This window comes from Pseudotenacibaculum sp. MALMAid0570 (assembly GCF_040151415.1).
In the GTDB taxonomy this organism is placed as follows: Bacteria; Bacteroidota; Bacteroidia; order Flavobacteriales; family Flavobacteriaceae; genus Polaribacter.
Genome location: NZ_JBDKWF010000045.1, coordinates 61,654 through 81,168 on the forward strand (window position 1 = coordinate 61,654; position 19,515 = coordinate 81,168).

At 34.0% G+C, this 19,515-nt stretch carries 12 protein-coding genes; all 12 read right to left on the reverse strand.

Annotated features, from left to right (window positions below; genetic code table 11):
• Positions 1-95 precede the first annotated feature (95 nt).
• On the reverse strand, positions 96-1,772 hold the full coding sequence (ilvD, locus tag AAON49_RS03535) for a dihydroxy-acid dehydratase (protein ID WP_349552698.1): 1,677 nt from the start codon (positions 1,770-1,772) through the stop codon (positions 96-98).
• A gap of 1 nt (position 1,773) precedes the next feature.
• The gene (locus AAON49_RS03540; RefSeq protein ID WP_349552699.1) at positions 1,774-2,661 is read right to left on the reverse strand and encodes a branched-chain amino acid transaminase; all 888 of its coding nucleotides are present in this window, start codon (positions 2,659-2,661) and stop codon (positions 1,774-1,776) included.
• A gap of 480 nt (positions 2,662-3,141) precedes the next feature.
• Positions 3,142-4,605, reverse strand: a complete 1,464-nt coding sequence (locus tag AAON49_RS03545; protein WP_349552700.1) for a glutamate synthase subunit beta — start codon at positions 4,603-4,605, stop codon at positions 3,142-3,144.
• A 2-nt stretch (positions 4,606-4,607) separates the two neighbouring features.
• Positions 4,608-9,113, reverse strand: a complete 4,506-nt coding sequence (gene gltB, locus AAON49_RS03550; protein WP_349552702.1) for a glutamate synthase large subunit — start codon at positions 9,111-9,113, stop codon at positions 4,608-4,610.
• Between the two features lie 112 nt (positions 9,114-9,225).
• Positions 9,226-10,464 carry an ammonium transporter gene (locus AAON49_RS03555; RefSeq protein WP_349552703.1) on the reverse strand — a complete coding sequence of 413 codons (1,239 nt, stop codon included), beginning with the start codon at positions 10,462-10,464 and terminating at the stop codon, positions 9,226-9,228.
• Positions 10,465-10,480: 16 nt separating this feature from the next.
• Positions 10,481-10,819: a P-II family nitrogen regulator gene (locus tag AAON49_RS03560; RefSeq protein ID WP_349552705.1), complete on the reverse strand. Its 339-nt coding sequence runs from the start codon at positions 10,817-10,819 to the stop codon at positions 10,481-10,483.
• Positions 10,820-10,835: 16 nt separating this feature from the next.
• Positions 10,836-11,873, reverse strand: coding sequence for a porin (locus tag AAON49_RS03565; protein WP_349552706.1), 1,038 nt, complete (start codon positions 11,871-11,873; stop codon positions 10,836-10,838).
• A gap of 414 nt (positions 11,874-12,287) precedes the next feature.
• Positions 12,288-14,864 carry a phosphoenolpyruvate carboxylase gene (locus AAON49_RS03570; protein ID WP_349552708.1) on the reverse strand — a complete coding sequence of 859 codons (2,577 nt, stop codon included), beginning with the start codon at positions 14,862-14,864 and terminating at the stop codon, positions 12,288-12,290.
• A 260-nt stretch (positions 14,865-15,124) separates the two neighbouring features.
• Positions 15,125-16,240 carry a 3-isopropylmalate dehydrogenase gene (gene leuB, locus AAON49_RS03575; RefSeq protein WP_349552709.1) on the reverse strand — a complete coding sequence of 372 codons (1,116 nt, stop codon included), beginning with the start codon at positions 16,238-16,240 and terminating at the stop codon, positions 15,125-15,127.
• Between the two features lie 10 nt (positions 16,241-16,250).
• Positions 16,251-16,829, reverse strand: coding sequence for a 3-isopropylmalate dehydratase small subunit (gene leuD / locus AAON49_RS03580; RefSeq protein ID WP_349552711.1), 579 nt, complete (start codon positions 16,827-16,829; stop codon positions 16,251-16,253).
• A gap of 1 nt (position 16,830) precedes the next feature.
• A complete protein-coding gene (leuC, locus tag AAON49_RS03585; protein WP_349552712.1) occupies positions 16,831-18,213 on the reverse strand; it encodes a 3-isopropylmalate dehydratase large subunit in 1,383 nt (460 codons plus the stop codon).
• Positions 18,213-19,388: a 2-isopropylmalate synthase gene (locus AAON49_RS03590; RefSeq protein ID WP_349552713.1), complete on the reverse strand. Its 1,176-nt coding sequence runs from the start codon at positions 19,386-19,388 to the stop codon at positions 18,213-18,215. The genes leuC and AAON49_RS03590 overlap by 1 nt, the downstream gene beginning before the upstream one ends.
• Positions 19,389-19,515 lie beyond the last annotated feature (127 nt).

Genomic DNA, 19,515 nt, shown 5'->3' on the forward strand with positions numbered 1-19,515 from the left:
AAGAGAAGAGAGAAAAGAGTTTTATACATAAAATTCTATCTTGAAGCTTTCTATCTTTCTCAATTATTTTTACTCATTTCTCATTATTCTTTTTTTTAAAATTCGTCTGTTACACAACCTTTTGAGGCTGATGAAACTGTTTTTGCATATTTATATAATACTCCACGATCAAATTTTAGTTTAGGAGCTGACCATAGTTGTTTTCTTTTTTTCAATTCTTCGTCTGAGACCTGAAGATGTATGGTGTTGGTTTCTGCATCAATTGTAATAATATCACCATCTTCTACTAAAGCAATTGCTCCTCCTTCTTGGGCTTCAGGAGTAATATGCCCAACTACAAAACCATGAGTTCCTCCAGAGAAACGTCCGTCTGTAATTAAAGCGACATCTTTTCCTAATCCAGCTCCCATAATAGCAGCGGTTGGTTTTAACATTTCTGGCATCCCTGGTCCTCCTTTAGGGCCTTCGTATCTAATAACCACTACATCTCCTTTTTCTACTTTTCCATCTCGTATTCCATCATTGGCTTCGTACTCTCCTTCAAATACTTTTGCTTTTCCTGAAAACTGTAACCCTTCTTTTCCTGTAATCTTAGCTACACTTCCTTCAGATGCAAGATTCCCATATAGCATTCTTAAGTGTCCAGAAATTTTGATTGGATTTTCAAGGGGCTTGATAACGTCTTGCCCATCAGTTAGATCAGCAACATCCAATAAGTTCTCTGCCAATGTTTTTCCTGTTACTGTTAAACAATCTCCATGTAGCAACCCTTTCTTTAGCAAGTACTTTAAAACGGCAGGAATTCCTCCTACTTTATGAACATCTTCCATTAGGTATTTACCACTAGGTTTAAGATCGGCAAGAAAAGGTGTGTTATCACTAATTCGCTGAAAGTCTTCCAAAGTAAAATCGATTTGAGCTGCTCTAGCAATTGCTAGGAAGTGTAATACTGCATTGGTAGAACCTCCTAGAATAGTAACCAATCGGACAGCATTCTCTAAGGACTTTTTGGTAACAATATCTAAAGGTTTGATGTCTTTTTCTAATAGCAATCGTAAAGCTTCTCCTGCTCTAATTGATTCTTCTTGTTTGTCCTTACTTAGTGCAGGATTGGAAGAATTGTATGGTAATGTCATTCCTAATGCTTCTATAGCAGAAGCCATTGTATTGGCTGTATACATTCCGCCGCAAGCTCCGGCTCCTGGACAAGCTTTTTCTACAATACTTTGATATTCTGTTTGAGTCATGGTTCCTGCAACTTTGCTTCCCCACGCTTCAAAAGCAGATACAACATCTAGTTTTTTTCCATTATGACATCCAGAGTCTATAGTTCCGCCATAAACAAGAATAGAAGGTCTGTTTAAGCGAATCATAGCCATCAAAGCTCCAGGCATATTTTTATCACACCCTACAACGGTTATCAAACCATCATAGCTCATTGCTTGCACAACTGTTTCCATAGAATCTGCAATAACATCTCTAGAGGGAAGTGAAAAACGCATTCCTGGTGTTCCCATAGAGATACCATCAGATACTCCAATTGTATTGAATATCAATCCTACTAAATCAACATTTTGAGTTCCTTCTTTAGCAAGTTTTGCTAAATCGTTTAAATGCATGTTACAAGGGTTTCCTTCATAGCCTGTACTTGCAATTCCTACCAATGGTTTTTGCAAATCTTCGCTAGATAATCCAATTGCATGCAACATTGCTTGTGCAGCTGGTTGTGTATCGTCTTGTGTAACTTGTTTACTAAACTTATTTAATTCCATATTAGCTTGCTTTCGCTTTTTGGCGTTGTCCTAAAACTTCTCTTTTATAGAGTTTCATTAAATTATATCCGTGTGTATCTTTCCATTCTGATGGAAATTGATAATTGTCTAAAGATTGTAATCCTACTACTTCAGCTGCAGTTCCTGTAAAGAAACATGCATCTGCATTTTTGAGTTCATCTATTGTAAAGTGTTTCTCTTCTACTGGTATTCCAACTTCCTTACAGATATCAATTACGGTTGAGCGAGTAATTCCTGCCATAATATGACCTCTTGGCGGCGTATATAACTTTCCGTCCTTTTCCATAAACACATTGGCTCCAGAACACTCTGCTACATTTCCATTCATATCTAGAAGTAATGCTTCATCGAAACCATTCTTCTTGGCTTCATTTGTAGATAAGATCGAGTTTACATAATGTCCGGTTACTTTTGCTTCTACAAAACAGGATTTAGGATTAGGACGTTGAAACTTTGATGTTTTTACGCGTAATAATTTATCACCCATATATTTCCCCCACTCCCAGCACTGGATTATAAAATCTGTTTTATCGGAAGTAAGCAAACTCATATCTGCTCCTGTTGTAATAACAGGCCTTATATATGCATCTTTTAATCCGTTACGTTCTAGCAATTCGTAAGTGATATTGGTAAGTTCTTCTTCTGTATATTCAAACTTTATATCCATGACATCTGCTCCGAATTTTAAACGTTTGTAGTGTTCGTATGGTTTAAAGATTCTTGCACCTTGATCAGTGTCATAAGATCTAATTCCTTCAAAGACACCATTTCCATAGTGAATACTTTGACTGTAGGAACTTGTTGTTAACTCTGTAGCTTTGATAAATTTTCCATTGCAAAAAACTACACTTTCTTCGTTGAAATACATTTTCATTGTTTTGAGATTCGAAATTATTTTATTGTGTTTATTTTGATTTTCATTTTGCTTTTAACCTCCAAGGTTTAGTGATTGAAAAAATCATTTAATTATTTGATTATCATTATTTTATATGTTTATTTCTATGATATTCACTGAATAAAAAAAACCTGTATCAAAATTGATACAGGCTTATATTTATACAATAGTCTTCTGTATCAACTTGGCGGTGAGCTAATAATGACAATAATGATGACTACAACTTTGTTTAAAATCTGATTCATTTTATTTCTACTAAAAAAGGCTTCCTGAAATCAGGAAGCCTTTTTAAAATTTATATAACTTAAATACACTTCCTATCCTTGTGAAGAAATCACAACGACAATAATTGAAATGATATTTAAAATTTGTTTTCTCATTTGTTGAAACAAATATTTAGAATTATTTTTTTAGAATCCTAATTATTTTTTTCTTTTTTAAAAAAATTACTTTCTAAGCACTTAATAAATCGTTATGATCTTTTAAAGGCAATCGAGAACTTCCCATAAGATATGCATCTATATGATGAGCTGCTTGTCGTCCTTCAGAAATGGCCCAAACGATTAGTGATTGACCTCTACGCATATCTCCAGCTGTAAAGATTCCAGCAACATTTGTTGCATAATCTTGTGTAGAAGCTTTTACATTGCTTTTCATATCTAAATCTAATCCTAATTGCTCTGGCAATGTTTTTTCTGGACCTGTAAATCCTAACGCAAGTAAAGCTAAATCGCATGGCCAGATTTTCTCTGAACCTTCTTTTTCAACTAATTGAGGTCTTTGTCCTGGAATGGTTTTCCAAGTAACTTCTACCGTTTTCAAGGCTGTTAATTCTCCTTTATCATTCTTGATAAACTCTTTGGTATTGATTAGCCAATTACGATCACAACCTTCTTCGTGTGATGTACTGGTTTTCAATTGTAAAGGCCAGAAAGGCCAAGGTGTTTTTTCGCTTCTAACCATCGGAGGTTTTGGCATAATTTCAAAGTTAGTTACTGATTTAGCTTCGTGACGATTAGATGTTCCTACACAGTCTGAACCTGTGTCTCCTCCACCAATAACAATCACATTTTTTCCTTTAGCAGAAATCACATTTTTTTCTTCTTTTTCATCAAACAACGCTTTTGTTTGTCGGGTTAAAAAATCCATGGCTTGCACAACTCCTTTAGCATCATTTCCAGGAATAGGAATACTTCGAGCCATTGTAGCTCCGCCAGATAATAGAACCGCATCAAATTGTTTTAATTCAGCTACGTCATAATTTACTCCTACGTTTACATTTGTTTTAAACGTGATTCCTTCTGCTTCTAAAATTTTAATTCTACGATCTATGATCTCTTTTTCTAATTTAAAGTTTGGAATTCCGTAACGTAGCAATCCTCCAACCTTATCATCTCTTTCAAAAACGGTTACGATATGTCCTACTCTGTTTAACTGTTGTGCTGCTGCCAATCCTGCTGGACCAGATCCTACAATAGCAATAGTTTTTCCAGTTCTAATGGTTGGTGTTTTTGGAACAATCCAACCTTCTTGAAATCCTCTTTCTACAATGTATTTTTCTATATCTTCAATAGATACTGGATCATCTATAATTCCCAAAACACATGCTTTTTCACAAGGTGCTGGACATAACCTTCCTGTTAATTCAGGGAAATTATTAGTAGCATGTAAAATCTCTAATGCTTTCTTCCATTCTCCCCTATGCACCATGTCATTAAAATCAGGAATTAAGTTTCCTAATGGGCATCCACTGTGACAAAATGGAATTCCACAATCCATACAACGAGAACCTTGTTTTTGTTGTTCTTTAACTGATAATGGTTGCGTAAATTCTTTGTAGTTTTTAACTCTTTCTTTAACAGCTATATTTGTTTCTTGCTGTCTTTCGTATTTTTTAAATCCTCCTAATTCTCCCATGACTATGCTGTTAATTTTGTTTGTTTTTCTTTTGCTAATCTTTCTAATGCCAATCGGTAATCTGTAGGAAACACTTTGATGAAATCCATCTTGTTTACTTCCCAGTCTTTTATGATTTCTTGACCTAATGAACTTTCTGTATAATCAATATGGTTTTTTATCAAACCTTTTAACTCGTGTTGATCATCAGTCTCCAAATGCACCAACTCAACCATTTCTAGGTTACATAGTTCATTTCTAAATTGGTGTGTAGGATCATATACATAAGCGATACCTCCACTCATTCCAGCAGCAAAATTTCTTCCTGTCTTCCCGAGAACCACAACTTTTCCTCCTGTCATGTACTCACATCCATGATCTCCAATTCCTTCAACTACAGCTGTTACGCCTGAGTTTCTTACACAGAAACGTTCACCGGCAATTCCGTTGATATAAGCTTCTCCTTTTACTGCTCCATAAAAACATACGTTTCCAACAATAATATTTTCTTCGGCTTTAAAATCGGCTTCTTTTGGTTTTTTCACAATGATCTTTGCTCCAGACAGTCCTTTCCCTAAGTAATCATTAGTTTCTCCATCAACAACCATAGTTAAACCTTTGGTTGCAAATGCTCCAAAACTTTGTCCGGCTGAACCTTTAAAATTTAAGGTTAATGTATCTTCCGGCAATCCGTCTTCTCCATGTAATTTGGAAATTTCATTACTGGTAATGGCTCCTACTGAACGGTTTGTATTTTGAATTGGATACTTAAACTCTGACTTGATTTTGTTCTTGATAGCTGCCTTTGCATTATCAATAATCTTTAAATCCAACACTTTATCTAAGTTGTGGTTTTGAACTTCTGTATTGTATGGAATTGGATTTCCTTCTACTTGTGGTTGATGTAAAATTGCTGATAAATCAACTCCTTTTGCTTTGTAATGATCTACAGCAGGACTTGCATTGATCTTATGAACTTGTCCAACCATTTCATTAATAGAACGGAATCCTAATGAAGCCATAATCTGACGAACTTCTTCAGCTACGAAATACATAAAATTGATAACGTGTTCTGGTGTTCCCTTGAAGTTTTTTCTTAATTCTGGATCTTGTGTTGCAATTCCAACAGGACAAGTATTCAAGTGACATTGACGCATCATAATACATCCTGAAGCTACCAATGGGGCTGTTGCGAAACCAAACTCTTCAGCACCTAATAAACAAGCAATGGCAACATCACGCCCCGTTTTTAACTGACCGTCACATTCAACTACTACCCTGTTTCGAAGATTATTCATCACCAAAGTTTGCTGTGCTTCAGCAATTCCTAATTCCCATGGTAATCCTGCATGCTTTAGAGACGTTAATGGCGAAGCTCCTGTTCCTCCATCAAACCCTGAAATCAAAATCACATCGGCTTTTGCCTTAGCTACTCCAGCAGCAATTGTTCCTACACCAACTTTTGAAACCAACTTTACATTAATTCTTGCTTCTCTATTTGCATTCTTTAAATCGAAAATTAATTGTGCAAGATCTTCAATAGAATAGATATCGTGATGTGGCGGTGGTGAAATCAATCCTACGTATGGAGTTGAATTTCTAACTTCAGCAATCCATGGTAATACTTTTTGACCTGGTAATTGTCCGCCTTCTCCTGGCTTCGCTCCTTGCGCCATTTTGATTTGAATCTCTTTGGCATTAGTTAAATAATTACTGGTCACACCAAATCGTCCAGAAGCAACTTGTTTGATGGCACTATTTTTAGAGTCACCGTTTGGTAACTTCTTGAATCTATTTTTATTTTCTCCCCCTTCTCCTGAATTGGATTTTCCGCCAATTCTATTCATAGCAACTGCTAAATTTTCATGTGCTTCTTGACTAATGGATCCATAAGACATTGCTCCTGTTTTGAAACGTTTTACAATTTCTGTCCAAGGTTCTACTTCTTCAATTGGAATTGGATCTAAATTGTTAAATTCAAACAATCCTCTTAAGGTCATTAGTTCTTTAGATTGTTTGTTGATCTTGTCTGAATAGACTTTATAACTTTCCTTACTTTTTAAGCGAACTGCCTGTTGCAATTTTGAGACTGTAGTTGGGTTGAACATATGTCTCTCACCATTTCTTCTCCAACGATAGTCTCCTCCAACTTCTAAGTCTAAAACATTATCAATTTCATTTTCACGATAAGCTTCTTTGCATCGTTTGTAAATGTCTTTTTGTAAAACATACAATCCTATTCCTCCAATTCTTGAAGGTGTTCCTGGAAAATATTTATCGGTAAAGGCTTTTTTCAGCCCTAAGATTTCAAAGATTTGAGAGGCTCTATAAGAGTGTAATGTTGAAATTCCGATCTTGTTCATAATCTTCAACAATCCCTTGCCAATAGCTTTGTTAAAGTTCCGAACAGCTTCTTCTGCTTTTACTCCTTTGATCTCTCCATCTTCTACTTGTTTGGCGATGATTTCATTCACCATATATGGATTAATTGCGCTAGCTCCATATCCAAATAAGGTCGCAAAATGATGTGGTTCTCTTGGTTCTGCAGATTCTAATACGATTCCAAACTTAGAACGTTTTCCTTTCTTATTTAATGAATGATGCAAATATGAACAAGCTAATAAAGCAGGAATCGGAGCCATATCTTTAGTTGCTCCTCTATCTGAAAGAATGATAATGTTCGAACCTGAATCTACAGCTTTTACTGCCTCATCTAACATCGTATCTAAAGCTCTTTCAATTCCATTGACTCCTTCATCTAAAGGAAATAAAATTGAAATAGAAGAAGCTTTAAAATCTGGATGGTTAACATTTTTAATTTTATCTAAATCCTCATTAGAAATTACTGGATTTTGAATTCTAAGCTTTCTTGCTTGTTCAGGAATTACATCAAAGATATTTCGATCAGCGCCGATGGCTAAACTGATATCTGTAATAATCTCTTCACGAATTCCATCTAAAGGTGGATTGGTTACCTGAGCAAAGAGCTGTTTGAAATAATTGTAGATTAATTGAGGCTTGTCTGATAGTACCGCTAATGGTGTATCTGTTCCCATAGAACCTAAAGCTTCTTTAGAATTAACTGCCATTGGAGCAATCACATGATTGATTTCCTCAATTGTATATCCGAATAGACGAAGTCTGGTTTTGTAATCTGTTTCTTCTGTTGGTATTGTGTTGTTTGTGTACGGAATGTCACCTAAAGGAAGCGTATTTTCTTTGATCCATTTTTGGTACGGGTGTTTCGAAACGATTTCTTTTTTTATCTCTTCGTCTTCTATAATTCTTCCTGCATTCATATCTACCAAAAACATTTTCCCAGGCTCTAAACGTCCGTGTCTAACAACATTTTCTGGTTTGATATTTAAAACGCCAATCTCTGAAGACATGACTACATTTCCATTTTTAGTAACGGTATATCTTGATGGACGTAATCCGTTTCTATCTAACAAAGCTCCAATGAAATTCCCATCGGTAAAAGGAACTGAAGCTGGGCCATCCCAAGGTTCCATGATACAGGAATTATACTCATAGAAAGCTTTTTTCTGATTATCCATAGTAGTATCTTTTTCCCAAGCTTCTGGTACCATCATCATCATTACTTCAGGTAAAGATCTTCCTGTCATTAATAATAATTCAACAGCCATATCCATGGAAGCTGAATCTGACTTTCCTTCTGTAATGATTGGGAAAATTCTATCTATGTCATCACCAAATAAGTCGCTTATCATCAACTCTTGTCTCGCTAACATTCTACTTACATTTCCTTTTAATGTATTGATTTCTCCATTGTGACACATAAAACGAAATGGTTGAGCCAAATCCCATGAAGGAAAAGTATTGGTTGAGAATCGTTGGTGTACCAATGCTAATCTTGTTACCAAATCTGGTTGACGTAAATCCACATAAAAACGACCAATGTCTTCTGGAATTAATAATCCTTTGTAAATAATTGTTGTTGTTGAAAAACTTGGTAAATAGAAATATTTACTTTCAGAGATTTTTGATTTCTCAATGGTATGTTCTGTTATTTTTCTAGCAGCAAATAATTTTGCGTTGAATTGTAAATCTGTTAATTCTTCTTCTCCTTTTCCAACAAAAAGCTGTTTTGTTTTAGGTTGTGTTTTGGCCGCTATGGTTCCTAAGTTTGATGTGTCAACAGGCACATCTCTCCAACCCAACACTTTTAACCCTTGATGTTTTAATTCTTTTTCAAAAACATCTTGACAATAACTGCTTTGATTAAATTTCTTTGGCAAGAATACTTGTCCTACTGCATATTCTCTAGGTTCTGGTAATTCGAAATCGCACACACGTTTGAAAAATTCGTGAGGAATATCTATCAAAATTCCAGCGCCATCTCCAGTTCTTCCATCGGAACTAACGGCTCCACGGTGTTCTAATTTTACTAATATCTCTAAAGCATCGTGAATAATTTGATTGGAAGTTTCTCCATTTAAATTACAGATAAATCCTGCTCCACAATTATCTCTTTCAAATTCGCTTAAGTACAATCCCTGATCTTCCATATTGTTAAAGTTTAATGTTTTCTACTTTGTTTTTTGATTTTGGTTTATGCAGGAAAAAATGCATCTTGAAAATGCATTTTTTCCTATAGTTTTAGTTAAATCTATCAACTACTTAGTGTTCATTCAATCTGAAATCTGGATACGCATTAATCCCATGTTCAAATTTGTCTAAACCTTCTAATTCTTCTTTTTCAGATACTCTTATTCCCACAGTTTTCTTCAGTGTAAAAATGATGATGAAAGAGGAAACAATACAGATTACTGCATAGGCAGACACTCCTACTAACTGAGATACAAACTGATCCCAACTTGCCAAGTTTCCTAATATTCCTACAGCTAAAGTTCCCCATATTCCGCAGATTAAATGAACAGCAATAGCTCCTACTGGATCATCCAATTTTAGTTTATCTATTAAGGCTACAGCAAAAACAATAATTGATCCTGCTATTGCTCCTATGATTACAGCATCTGTTGGTGTCATTTGATCTGCACCTGCTGTAATTCCTACTAACCCTCCTAAGATTCCATTTAAAAACATGGTTAAGTCATAATTCTTATAAAGCATTGTTGATACCAAGAAAGCTAGAACTCCTCCTGCTGCCGCTGCTAAACAAGTAGTGACTAATGTTAATGATGTTCCTGTTGGATCGGCAGATAAAACAGAACCTCCATTAAAACCAAACCATCCTAACCAAAGAATTAAAACTCCTGCTGTAGCAATAGGTATATTATGTCCAGGTATTGCCTGTGGTTTCCCGTCTTTAAATTTCCCTATACGAGATCCAAGCAACCAAACAGCTACTAATGCTGCCCAACCTCCTACTGAGTGTACTAAAGTTGAACCTGCAAAATCATAAAAAGGTGTTTCTCTCATATCCAAGAAACCTCCTCCCCATTTCCATGAACCTGCTATTGGATAGATCAATCCTACATATAGAATTGTAAAGATTAGAAATGGACCTAGCTTCATTCGCTCTGCTACGGCTCCAGAAACTATCGTAGCTGCAGTAGCTGCGAACATCCCTTGGAATAGAAAGTCTGTCCAATAGGTATATCCTTCATTATATGCTAAGTCTAATACTCCATCTTTTAAAGGTGCATCTAGCCCCCATCCAGCAAATCCAAAGAAACCTAAAGATCCATCTGCGAATCCTGGGTACATTAAATTAAATCCTACTATACAGTATAACAGTAGCCCAACTGTTATGATAAAAATGTTTTTAAACAGTATATTGATTATGTTTTTTTGTCTTGTTAAACCGATTTCTAAGAATGCAAAACCTAAATGCATAAAGAAAACCAGTGCTGTACAGACCATCATCCATACATTATTTGTAGTTAGTAATTCCATTGTAATTTTTGTGTTGTTAGTTTAGTGTTTCTCCTCCTTTTTCTCCTGTACGAATTCTATAGCATTCTTGAATTTCTGAAACGAAGATTTTTCCGTCTCCAACATTTCCTGTTGCTGCTGCAGATAGTATAGCTTTGATAGTTACTTCTTCGAAATCATCATTCACCACGATAGAGATATATCTTCTTTGAATATCACTGGTACTATAGGTTACGCCTCTGTATACGTGACCTTCTTTTTCATTTCCTAATCCGGTAACATCCCAGTAAGAGAAAAAATTAACTCCTACATCATGTAAAGCTTCTTTAACTAGACGAAACTTTGATTTTCTAATAATTGCTTCTACTTTTTTCATTGTTTTCAATAATTTGTTAGAATTTATATACAGCAGCTACTAAGAATGAACTTAGGCTACTTTCTGTTGATAAATCGCTATCTAAAAAGAAATCATCTGAACTTGAATCCAATCGAATTTCTGGAATGATCATTAAATCTCCTACTTGATAGTTCCCTGTAAGTGTTGTTGTAAAAACACTAGAATCTGCTACTCCAGTTCCTATAGCTCCAAAGATTCCATCCTCAACAAAGTACTCTGTTCTTAATCCTATGCTAAATGTTTCTGATGTTGCATACTGTGGATAGAGTGCTACTCCATAAAATCCTGGGCCATCATCATCTCCACTTAAGTAAGCTGCATTGATTCCTAAGAAGAAATCATCAGAGACGTTAAATCCTCCTGTAAAGTCGATTTCAAAAAAAGCTGGGTCTATCAATACATTTAAGTATTGATCAGAGATACCTAATTGGGCTCCGAATGCATAGTTCCCATTTGGATTATACTCTGTAGCATCAGTAGGGTTCATAATCGCTAACATCAAACTTGCTTTTTCAGAAAGTTCAATATCTGCTTTGATACCTGTGTGGCTAAATGGACCATAAGAGAACATATAAGATGTACTGTAATTAAAGTTCCCTGTTGGTGAGATAACTTCATATCCTAAAAAAGTATTGAAGTTTCCTAAGGTTAGCTTTACCGTCTTGCTAACATTCCAATAAGCATACAATTGATTTACAGTATTGGAACTTCCTCCAGGTCTAAGGAAAGGGGAAGCAAAAACTGCATCTTCACCTCTTGGACCAAAAACTAAGTCGGCAACGAAGCCAACTTTTTCGCCTTCGTAGGTTCCAACTAAATTTACCATCCCTAATGCAAAACCTGGAAGGTTTGCAAATGAAGATCCTGGTGCTACATAATTTTCATCATTTGGAGCATTTAAATTAGACCTAAAGTAGGCATCAACACTTCCACTTAATGAAAAGTTTTTTTCTGTCTTTTTTTCTCCTTGAGAAAAAATCTTAAAGCTTGTAAAAAGCAACAAACTAAAAGCGGTTAATTTGATTCTTGTCATAATGTTATTTTTTAATTTTTGCGCACCGCTAATTTTCGACAAAAATCACTCAAAACCAAATGGTTAAAGGGCTCAACGTCTCCGAAAACGTTTTCTAAAAAAAGTAGGGTGTTAAAAAAAAGGGGGTGAAAATTTCAATCTTTTAAATTGATATCTCAAATGTTATTTCAAAATAAGAAATGTTTAAAAATGAAGTCAAAAATTGTCAATCTCGTAAAAATGCATCTTTATTGAAAAAAAATCAATAAAAATGCAAAAACACTTATTTTTATATTTTTAAATCATTTAAAAAACATAAAAAAGTAAATAATTACTAATTAAATGATTATTTTATTGATAATATGATAATTGAAATTTAACCAAGAACGTGGATTTTTGATCAAACAGGCAAAAAAAAGAAAAAATGAAAGTCTTTTAAACAGAGTTTCTGCTAGCATTAATATTTCCAAATAGTGATCGTGTGACTATTTTTTCAAAAGTATGAATCAAGTCTTTTTGATCTTCTTCTTTTTCCAGCTCTTGAATTTTCTTCAAGGCATATTGTTGAATGGTAAGTAGTGGCAATACAATGTCTTCACGTGTTTCAATAGAAGCTTTTCCTACAGGTTCATTTTCCATCAACTCTTGAGAACCCGTAATCTTTAAGAGCAAACGTTTTGTTGTTAAGTATTCTTCATAAATAATTGTCCAAAAGGTTCCAAACTCTTTATCTTCTGCCATGTATTTCGTAAGACCGAAGAATGATTTGGTAAGAGACATCATACTATTTTCTACTAAAGTTTTAAAGAAACTAAAGTTGTTATACAGTTCTATTACTTTATGTAGCTCTCCTGCTTCTTCATATTCTTTCAAGGCTGTTCCTACTCCAAAAAAACCAGGTACATTTTGTTTTAATTGACTCCATGATCCTACAAAAGGAATAGCGCGTAAGTCTGAAAAAACCAATGAATCTGAATTGGATCTTTTTGAGGGTCTGCTTCCAATATTGGTTTTTGCGTAGTATTTTAAAGTGCTTATTCTTTCTAAATAAGGAATAAACATTGGGTGCTTTTTAAAATCACTATAGGCTTGAAAACTTTTATTGGCAATATCATTCATTACCTCTTTATCAACTGCTGAAAGTTTGTTTTTAGTATTTGACAATCTATTGGATATTCCTGAACTTATCAATTGTTCTAGATTATATCGCGAAGACTCTAATGTTCCGAAATTAGAACTAATGGTTTGGCCTTGAACAGTAAGCTGTACTTCTTTACTTTCTATATCTTCACCTAAGGAAGCATAAAAACGGTGCGTTTTACCTCCACCTCTAGCTGGTGGCCCCCCTCTTCCATCAAAAAATGCTACTGAGATACCATATTCTCTAGAAACTTGAGTAAGTAACTCTTTTGCTTTGTAGATAGACCAGTTAGCCATTAAATATCCTCCATCTTTTGTTCCATCTGAAAAACCTAACATAATGGTTTGCTTATCCTTTCTGGTTTTCAAATGTTTTCGATAGGATTCATTGGTATACAATTGCTTCATAACGGCTGGCGCATTCTTCAAATCTGTAATGGTTTCAAACAAAGGAACCACATCAACAGTTAAATCATCTCCAAAAGAAATAAGCTTTAGCATTGCATATAATTGCATTACGTTTAAAGCTGTTTGATTGTTACTAATAATGTATCTATTAGAGCCTTCTTGACCATTGAGCTTTTGTATATCTTTAATTCTTTTTATTGTTTCTAGTGTGTTGTTTACCAATTCGTCTGAAAACCCAGAAAGCTCTATTTTTTTGGAAACTGAGGATAGTATTTTAATTTGTTCTTCTTCAGATAAGCTGTGGTAGTCTTTTGGAAAGATGCCTTGATCTTTTTCTATTGATTTATCTACAAGACTTCTAAATACTTTGTCATGTATTCTACTGTCTTGTCTGATATCTAAGGAAGCGAAATGAAAACCAAAAAGATTAACCTTATTTATAAGACTATCTACCTCAGTGAGATATAATGATTGATGATCATTGATGAGTTTGTGTTTGATCTCTAATAGGTTTGATTTCAACTCTTCTAATGATAAATGATTTAGTTCTTCTAAACTACTTTTATATACTTTTTGTTCAAGTAATTTTACATCATCATACACATTATCAAATGTTAACTTTCGTTTTAATTTACGTAAGTCTTTATGGTAACATGTAAGTATTGTCTTTTTTAATCTAGCAGCTACATTTGTAGTAATTTCTGGAGTTACAAAAGGGTTTCCATCTCTATCTCCTCCAGGCCAGAATCCAATGCTTAAAGTTTCATTATTAACGGAAGTGTTCTCAAAAATATTCTGTTGAATATAATCGTGAATTGTTCCAAAAGAATCGTAAAAAACATTTTCTAAATACCATATCAAGCTTACTGCTTCGTCATATGGTGTTGGTTTTTTCTTATTGAAAAATTTAGTCTTTCCTAACTGAATTAACAAGTTTGTAATTGTATCTAGATCACCAACCCTAATAGCTTCAGAAAGATCTGTAATAATTCCTAACACAGTGTCTGGATAGAATTGTGTTGGATGAGCAGTAAGAACAATTCTTACTTTAAATTCTTCTATAAACTTTTTAAGTTCTTTTAATTTGTCTTCATTTATAGCAGACTCTTTCAAGTTCCTTAAGGTACCTATTCCATTCATATTGTTAACAGTTGGAAAGGCAGCATCTTCTATAGCGTCAAACAATACAACTTGTCTTTCTATGTATTGGATAAATCGAAATAATAAATTAATCTTACTTTTTTCTGATCTTCTTGCTTGATATTTTGTAAAGAAGGTATTAACTATAGTTGTTGGATCTTCGTTATTAGCAAATCCCTTTTTACAAGTTTCAAAAAACAACGGTAACAACACTCCTGTTTTGGTAATCGTATCAAAAGGTAATGTGGTAAATATACTATTGTATATCTGATACTTTGAAAGGATGTTTTTTTGAAACCTGATTAACTTAGGTTGGGTTTGCATTTTATTGTTTTATTTAAGATTTTACTGCTAATTTTTAACAAAAAATACTCAAAACCAAATGGTTAGACAGTTTTACAATTTCGAAAACGTTTTCAAAAAAAGTAATGCTTCAAAAAAACAGTGTAAAAAATTTTAATCCGTTAAAATAGCATCTCATAATCTGTTAAAAAATGTGAGATGCATAAATCTGAGGCTCATATTTATTGATTTCATAAAAATGCACTATTGTTGAAAAAAATTAGTGCTTTTAGAACTCGAAATTATATGATAGTACTCTGACCTAAATGGATGTTGTTAAAATTTAAATTACTGTCTTCTTTATTTTGAATATAATCTGCAATAAAATCTCCTACTTTACTTGTAGAAAATGGATTTACAGAATTGATATCTTCTGTAGTAAATCCAAGTTCTAATGATTTTTGAACAGCATCGTCTATAGCTTGAGCTGCTTCATGTAATCCAAGATGTTCTAACATCATAGCTGCGGATAAAATTGACGCTAATGGATTAGCAATATCTTTTCCTTTCGCTTGCGGAAAAGAACCGTGAATAGGTTCAAAAAGAGCGCTTTCTTTTCCTACTGATGCTGAAGCTAATAATCCTATAGAACCTCCTATAACACTAGCTTCATCAGAAATAATATCTCCAAAAAGGTTTTCTGTTAAGATGACATCAAATTGATTTGGATTAAGAATTAGTTGCATTGCTGCATTGTCTACAAATAAGAAGTCTAACTCAACATCTGGGTATTGTTTTGCTAATTCTGTGACTGTTTTTCTCCACAATCTTGATGTTTCTAATACATTGGCTTTATCTACCAATGTTACTTTTCTTTTTCTATTTTGAGCTGCTTTGAAAGCTAAATGTGCCATTCTTTCTATTTCTTCTATAGAATACGAACAACCATCAAAAGCAATTTTCCCGTCTTCACTTAATTCTTTTATTCCAAAATAAATTCCTCCAGTTAATTCACGGTATATAACAGTATCTGTTCCTTTGATAATTTCTTCTTTTAGCGGCGAGTTTTTTATCAAGGTATCATAGGCTTTTACTGGACGAACATTGCAAAACAATCCTAACTCTTTTCTCAATTTCAATAGACCTTGTTCTGGTCTAACTTTAGCAGAAGGATCATTATCATATTTTGGATCTCCAATGGCTCCAAATAAGATTGCATCAGATTTCTTACAGGTATTTAATGTTTCCTCTGGTAAAGGATTTCCTGTTTCATCAATTGCACAGGCTCCCATTAATGCTTCTTTATACAAAAAAGTATATCCATATACATCGGCAACAGCATTCAAGGCTTTTTGAGCTTGTTTTGTTACTTCAGGGCCTATTCCGTCTCCAGGTATTACAGCAATGTTAAATTTCATCTGTTTTATTTTATAATGTTGCCTCAAAGGCTTCAATTTTATCTTTTTTACTTAATAGAAAATCAATGTCGTCATAACCATTAAGTAAACATATTTTTTTATAAGAGTTGATTTCAAAATTCGCAGAACCAACAGGAGTAATTAGTAGTTGTTGTTCTAAGTCTACAGTTACTTTTGTTTGTGGTTCTTTTACAATTGTTTTCAATAATTCTTTCAAATAGTCTTCAGAAACCTGAATTGGTAAGATTCCATTGTTTAGAGCATTTCCTTTAAAAATATCAGCGAAAAAACTAGAAATGACTACTTTAAATCCATATCCCGCTAGGGCCCATGCCGCATGTTCTCTACTTGAACCACAGCCGAAATTATCACCAGCAATTAAAATACTTCCTTCAAATTTTTCGTCATTTAATACAAAGTCTTTGTTAAGGCTACCATCTTTATGATATCTCCAATCTCTAAAGACATTATCGCCAAAACCTTTTTTGTCTGTAGACTTTAAAAATCGGGCAGGAATAATCTGATCTGTATCAACATTTTCTGTTGTTAACGGAATTGCTGTATCTGTTAATTTGACAAACTTTTTCATATTAATTCAATTGATTTGTTATGTCAATAATTTTTCCCTCTATTGCTGTTGCAGCTGCTATTAAAGGACTCGCTAGAATTGTTCTAGCACCTTGTCCTTGTCTTCCTTCAAAGTTTCTGTTTGATGTAGAAACGCAGTATTCTCCTTCAGGGATTTTATCATCATTCATTGCCAAACAAGCTGAACACCCAGGTTGACGTAATTCGAATCCGGCCGCTTCAAAAATATTCTGTAATCCTTCTTCTTTAATCTGTTTCGCTACTTGTTGTGATCCTGGAACTAACCAAGCATTTACATTTTGCGCTTTCTGTTTCCCTTTTACATAGGATGCTGCAACTCTAAAGTCCTCTATTCTAGAATTTGTGCAACTTCCTATAAAAACATAATTGATAGGCTTATCAATTAAACTTTCTCCTTCTTGAAAATTCATGTAGGATAGTGACTTTTTAAATGATGCGTCATTTTCCTTTGGAATAGTTTCTGTGATTTTGATTCCCATTCCTGGATTGGTTCCATAGGTAATCATTGGTTCTATATCTTCTGCATCAAAAGAATATTCTTGATCAAAAACAGCATCGTCATCAGTCTTCAAAGTTTTCCAATACGCTAATTTTTGATCAAAATATTCTCCTTTGGGCGCAAAATTTCTATTTTTCACATACTCAAAAGTAGTTTCATCAGGAGCAATCATTCCTCCTCTAGCTCCCATTTCTATACTCATATTACAAACAGTCATTCTGCCTTCCATAGACATTTCTTCAAACACATTTCCCGCATATTCGCAGAAATATCCTGTTCCTGAGTTTGTTCCTAATTTTGAAATGATATATAAAATAACATCCTTAGGTAAAACTCCCTTTTTGAGTTTTCCATTGACATTTACTCTTAGTTTTTTTGGTTTTTGAAGTAGTAAACACTGACTAGCAAAAACTTGTGCTACTTGACTAGTCCCAATACCAAAAGCAATGGCACCAAAAGCTCCATGAGTAGATGTATGACTGTCTCCACAAACAATAGTCATTCCAGGTTGTGTAATTCCAAGTTCTGGAGCTATTACATGAACAATTCCATTGTATTCATGTCCCAAGTCATATAATGTGATGTTATTTTCTTTACAATTGCGAGTTAACTGTTCTAATTGATTTCTAGAAAGTTCGTCTTTTACTGGTAAATGTTGATCTTTTGTTGGTGTATTATGATCAGCTGTTGCCACAATTTTATCAGGTCTGGCAACTGGGATATTCCGTTCTTTTAATTCGTTAAAAGCTTGCGGGCTTGTTACTTCATGAATTAAATGTTGATCTATGTATAAAACCTGAGGTCCGTTCTCAACTGTATCTACTACATGAGCATCCCATACTTTATCAAACAATGTCTTTCCCATTATGCAATTGCTATTTTTGAGATTTTATTTACTTGCTTCATAATTAAATGAATGTCTTCATCTATTACTTCTTTTTGTCTGTCTGCAAATTGTAAGAAAGTTTTATAAGCTGCATCCAATTGAATTTTGGTTAATTCATAACCAATTTTTTTAGCTCTATAAGCCAAAGCTGCTCTACCGCTTCTAGCAGTCAAAACAATAGCACTATTAGTTACTCCAACATCAGCTGGATCTATTATTTCGTATGTTTCTCTATTCTTTATCACTCCATCTTGATGAATTCCTGAGCTATGAGCAAATGCATTAGCTCCAACAATTGCTTTGTTAGGTTGCACTGGCATTCCCATTTTTTCTCTTACCATTAAACTAGTGTCATACAATAACTTTGTATTGATATCTGTTTGAAGATTTAAATATGGGTGTTGTTTTAAAATCATCACCACTTCTTCTAAGGCAGTGTTTCCAGCTCTTTCTCCTATTCCATTGATAGTACACTCTATTTGACGTGCTCCATTAATTGCTCCAGAAATAGAATTAGCTGTTGCTAAACCTAAATCGTTGTGGCAATGACAAGAGATAATAACATCTTCTATTCCCTTAACGTGTTCTTTTAAATATTTTATTTTAGCACCATATTCTTCAGGTAAACAATAACCTGTTGTGTCTGGTATATTTAAGACAGTTGCTCCAGATTTGATAACCTCTTCACAAATTTTTGCTAAAAAAGCATTGTCTGTTCTGCCTGCATCTTCGGCATAAAACTCGACATCATCAACAAAGTTTTTGGCGTAAGAAACAGCTTCTTTTGCTCTTAAGATTACATCTTCTTTTGTACTATTAAATTTAAACTTAATATGAGATTCGCTAGTTCCTATTCCTGTATGGATTCTAGGCTTTACAGCATCTCTTAAAGCTTCAGCTGCAACTTCAATGTCTTTTTTCACAGCTCTGGTTAAACCACAAACTGTAGCATTTTTAACCAATTTAGCTATTTCATTTACAGAGGTAAAATCTCCTGGGCTAGAGATTGGAAAACCCGCCTCTATTATATCTACTCCAAGAGTATCTAATCGTTCAGCGATGATTAATTTTTGCTGAGTGTCTAGCTTACATCCCGGCACTTGTTCTCCATCTCGTAGGGTGGTATCAAAAATTTGAACTTTATTGTCCTGCATATTTTAAATAATGATTGCCTAAATAGATTTCAAATGTATATATTGGATTTTCTAAGGGTTTAATCTTGTATTAGAACTCTACGACGCTTAAACGGAATAGAAACATTGTAAAGTACTGATATACAAT